Origin of the sequence: Anaerotruncus sp. 1XD42-93, assembly GCF_009917605.1 — a bacterium.
Taxonomy (GTDB): domain Bacteria; phylum Bacillota; class Clostridia; order Oscillospirales; family Ruminococcaceae; genus Anaerotruncus.
In genome coordinates this window covers 1-4,959 of the sequence record NZ_QZEG01000103.1, presented here as the reverse complement: position 1 = coordinate 4,959, position 4,959 = coordinate 1, and the positions used below count along the sequence as shown (strand labels likewise).

2 protein-coding genes are annotated in these 4,959 nt (G+C 53.9%); both read right to left on the bottom strand.

Annotation, left to right across the window (positions count from 1 at the left end):
- Nucleotides 1–1,570: 1,570 nt before the first annotated feature.
- The gene (locus D5269_RS16755) at nucleotides 1,571–2,077 is read right to left on the bottom strand and encodes a hypothetical protein (RefSeq protein WP_120487045.1); all 507 of its coding nucleotides are present in this window, start codon (nucleotides 2,075–2,077) and stop codon (nucleotides 1,571–1,573) included.
- A gap of 1,314 nt (nucleotides 2,078–3,391) precedes the next feature.
- The gene (locus D5269_RS16750) at nucleotides 3,392–4,201 is read right to left on the bottom strand and encodes a ParA family protein (protein ID WP_016317899.1); all 810 of its coding nucleotides are present in this window, start codon (nucleotides 4,199–4,201) and stop codon (nucleotides 3,392–3,394) included.
- Nucleotides 4,202–4,959: the final 758 nt, after the last annotated feature.

Here is a 4,959-nt window from a genome sequence, read left to right as displayed (position 1 = left end):
TCCTGCCCGAGCGTCGCGCGTAAGCGCGCTTCGGGCTGAAAGCCCGAGAAGCGAAGGGCGTTGTTTTGGTCGGGAACCCAAAACAACATGCGCCCGGTGACCCCTAACCCGTGAGGCAAACTGAGGGGGCATCGCGCGGAGCGCGCTTCGGACCGTAGGTCCGAGAAGTCCCCCGAAGAAGGGCGCTTGCGCCCCGGAAGTTTGGTCGGGAACCCAAACTTCCGTTGCCCTCAGTCCCTCTTGTGGGGTGCGCCGAGCGGCTGTCGCGGCATTAGCCGCGCTTCGGGCCGAAAGCCCGAGAAGCGAAGGGCATTGTTTTGGTCGGGAACCCAAAACAACATGCGCCCGGTGACCCCTAGCCCGTGAGGCGCATCCTGCCCGAGTGTCGCGCGTAAGCGCGATCTCGGCTTAAGAGCCGCCTGCGGCGGTTGGCCTCGAAACGCTTGCTGCGGCTTGCAGTCCGGGCCGCAGGCCCGAGAAGTGAAAGGCGTTGTTTGGGTCAGGAATCCGGAACGCCGCGCACCCGGGGGGCAGACGGATGCTGCCGTTGTTGCTTTTTTAACGATTTTTACACCAGAAACAGGCCGATGTTGAAAGATCGGCTGTTCTGGTTCCTATAGTACGTACATAACATACAGTACATACAGGGATTTTTTTTAGTGAAAATTGGGTGGGTGGACTGGCTTTTGATGGGAGTTTGCTGGATGGCCCTGGTTTTTTTAAGGTACCCAGTTTTGGTTTGTAAGATTGGCAGATTCGGTTAGTCTAGTACCCAGTTTTGGTTTGCATGGTGGGCAGAACCGGTTTGTATGGGGGGTTGTCTGTCCGGGCGGGTGGCCAAGAGGGGTGGTTCTGCATTTTGACGGGTTGTTAAAAATGGGAGATATCGGGCGTAAATAGCTGATTTCAGGAGATTTTGAGGGAATTGCTTTTTATGGTACCCAGTTTCGGTTAGTGATTGGGTTGTGGTTGAGAAACTGACCACCAGGTTGCTTGGTTGCCCAATTTCCCGCAAAATATGCGTGTTTTCGGAAAGATTTCGAGAAAAATCGCAGAATTTTAAATTTTTGTGAAAATCGAAGCAATCATGAGAAAAACAGAGGAATCAGTGGATAAACAGGCAATTGTAAAAAGGATGGTACCCAGTTTTGGTTAGTTGTGGGGCGGATTTGTGTACCGTTGTCCGGCTGGCTGCGATCCCACTTTTTTTGTGGCTGGTTTGGGATTGTATACGTAAGGTAAAGCTTTTTTTATTTCTGTAGTATTTTTAAAGAGTTATGGATTGGGGCAAATAATAGAGGAATCCGGAGAAATCCGGAGAGATTGCCGGTTAAATAGAAATAAAATTTGAAAAGGTACCCAGTTTCGGTTAGTGGTACCGTGAAAAAGATTACAGAGTGTAAAAAGTTGAAAAACCCTCCCGAATGGCTTTGAACTGAAATCGCTTAAAAAACAGAGAAAATCAAAGGAATCCGTTGCTTATTTCGAAAAACAGCGATTGAAAAATGAGAAAGGTACCCAGTTTCGGTTAGTTGGTACCGTCCCATTTGGAAAGGGATTTTCCTTTACATCAGATCCCCAAAATTTTCTTGAGAATGTCGTTTACCAGTTTGCTGTCGGTGATTTTTTGGGCGACTGCGGCGCGATGCAGCGCGTCAATGACTGCTTCATCCAGATAGAAGGTTTTGTTTTTGGCGTTGCGGCCTTCGTCCCGCACGATGAACGCGGTCAGATCGGGCAGCGGAGCAGCTGTTTTACGTGCGGGACGCGGCTTGATGTTTCCCTCCCCTGCTGGGGGAGCCGGCGCTGTTTCCGGGATCGGCTCCGGTATGATTTCTGGGTTCGGCGGATTTTGCGGGGAGCTTGTCCGGGATTCGGGCGGGGTTGGTTCGGGCAGCTCAGGTGGACTGATCGTTTGAGTGTCTGCCGGGGTGGGTTCCGGCGGGATTGCGGGGGCGGTTTCCGCTGGCGCGGCTGGTATCGCCGGGCGGATTCCCTCTTCCGCGGGTTTGGACGAGCGTGCTTTCATCTCCTTGGCCTGCCGCTCAAGGACGCTTTTGGTAAATTTGTTTGCCATAATTTCCAATACCTCCATGAATATATTCGTGAATATAGTTTTCAATAGATTTATGAATATATAAACGAATAGATAGGCGAATATGTACGGCGACGCCGGTTTGCTTTCGATCTGAGGCGTTAAGGCAGCATCCGTTTGGCCCCAAGGTGTGCGGCGTTTTGGGTTCCAGGGCAACGGAAGTTTGGATTCCCGACCAAACTTCAGGGGCGCAAGCACCCTGCTTCGGGGGACTTCTCGGACTTGCGGACTGGACTGCGAGCCGCAGCGAGCGTTTCGAGGCCAACCGCCGCAGGCGGCTCTTAGGCCGAGATCGCGCATCCGCCGCGACGACCCCTCAGTTTGCCTCACGGGCGAGGGGTCAAAGGCAGCATCCGTTTGGCCCCAAGGTGTGCGGCGTTTTGGGTTCCAGGGCAACGGAAGTTTGGATTCTCGACCAAACTTCAGGGGCGCAAGCACCCTGCTTCGGGGGACTTCTCGGACTTGCGGACTGGACTGCGAGCCGCAGCGAGCGTTTCGAGGCCAACCGCCGCAGGCGGCTCTTAGGCCGAGATCGCGCTTATGCGCGACGCTCGGGCAGGATGCGCCTCACGGGCGAGGGGTCACCGGGCGCATGTTGTTTTGGGTTCCAGACCAAAACAACGCCCTTCGCTTCTCGGGCTTTCAGCCCGAAGCGCGCTTGCGCGCGACGCTTGGGCAGGATGCGCCTCACGGGCTAGGGGTCGGCGACCCCTCCCCGTGTGCCCCTCCCCGGCGAGCTGGCTGGCTCGGCCCGATTGGGCACTGTGTAGTGGGGTTTTGCGGCAGCATCCGTTTGGTGCCAGCCCAAACGGATAGGCGCTCGCGCCTTCCTCAAAGGTGCGCGGCGTTTTGGGTTCCAGACCAAAACGCCCCCACTCGCGGCTTTCTCGCGCAGGCGCGAAGCGCGGCTAATGCCGCGACAGCCGCTCGGCGCACCCCACAAGAGGGGCGGCAGTGCCCCCCTCTTGTGAGAACTCCCCCGGCAAGCCTTGTGCACCGATCCGTTCGAGCACAGTGTAGAGGGGTTCTGCGGTGCGGCCCGGGGCGAGTGGGCGGGGCCTGCCTGGACAAAAAATAGGTCGAGGCGGGCACTGACATGCGTGTCCCTTCCACCCAGCCAAAGGCGGGCACTCTTCCGGGGGTTCCATAAGGGGGGTTCCCCCTTATGTGTGCTTTTTACCTTGCTTTTTGCACAAGCAAAAAACAAGCCGTCCGCCCGGACGGGACCGGGCATCCCCTGCCGCCAGTAGGCGGCATTCTTCATATAGGGGCAAAAAAAGCCGCAGCCTATACCTATTATATAATGTGGCGTGCGAGCATTTCGTCGACAAGTGAAGCAATAGCGTCACAACCTCTGGAGCGCAGGTCATAGATCGAGATGGGCAGAGCCGCGAGTTCACTTTCGGTAATGCGCACGTTGCGCGGAATAATCGTCTCGAAGAGCAGTTCGCGCAGATCGGCGGTATCCGGGGAAGTTTTCAGATATTCGAGGAAATCGGCAGAAATTTTGTTGCGGGCGTCATAATCGTTGATGATGAAACCACGGATGTTATCCTCTCTGCGCAGACGTTTGCGGGCATCTTCCCAGAGCGCAATGAAAAGCTGTGCGCCCTCGATCGCGTTCATTGATACGTCGCTCACCAGCAGGATCGCATCGGCAGCAAGAAAGGCATTCTGGTTGACGATCGACATGCTGGGGTTGGTGTCGATGAGCAGATAGTCATACTGTTCAAAGAAGTCGCGGTGATCGTTCAGATAGTTGGAGAGAATCTGCTCCCGTCCGGCCACCGACGCAATTTTTAGTTCAGCCTTGTGCAGGAAGATCGACCCGGCGATCATATCGAGGTTGGGAAGGCGGTCGATCGGGGAGCGGTAGACCAGCGCTTCCGGGTCGGGCTGCTGCTCGTCGATGTTATAAATTTCGTAGGTGGTAAGCAGCCCTTCCCGGGTGCGGTCGATGCCCATATTATTGGTTAGGTTGCCTTGAAGGTCGCCGTCGATCACCAGGACTTTGTAGTCCAGCTGGGAGAGGATTCCTCCGATGTTAAAGCAAAGCATGGTTTTGCCCACGCCGCCTTTCAGGGTTCCAAAAGTTAATATCTTCATTTATATACCCCCTAACAGAATAACGATCCTGTTTATTCATATCGTATGGATTCTATTATACCATAGGTTGATGCTTAGATGCAAGCATCTATTCTACAGTCTATTCAAAAATAGATGGATAAATATATTTGAAAATAGATAAATAAATACACTTACTATTGCATTAAAAGATGGGATATAAAATGTATTTAAAAATAGAATCGCGAATGTGATATCAAATAAAATAATTTATACAAAATAAAATAGATTTACGATTCTATTAGAAATTCTATTAACGAATACATTATAATTTGCATTTATAAATATAATAAAACATGCATTTTAAAACAGATTGGAAAACATACAAAAGAATGCATTTTCCAATCTGTTTTCGAATAGAATCGCGCAGAGATAAGGCAGCATCCGTTTGGCCCCAGGGTGCGCGGCGTTTTGGGTTCCAGACCAAAACGCCCCCGCTCGCGGCTTTCTCGCGCAGGCGCGAAGCGCGGCTAAGGCCGCGACGCCCCCTCAGTTTGCCTTACGGGCTAGGGGGCAGTGCCCCCTCCCCGTATGCCCCTCCCCGGCAAGCTGGCAGGCCCAGCCCGGTCGGGCACTGTGTAGAGGGGTCAAGGCAACGGAAGTTTGGATTCCCGACCAAACTTCCGGGGCGCAAGCGCCCTTCTTCGGGGGACTTCTCGGACCTGCGGTCCGAAGCGCGGCTAAGGCCGCGACGCCCCCTCAGTTTGCCTTACGGGCTAGGGGGCAGTGCCCCCTCCCCG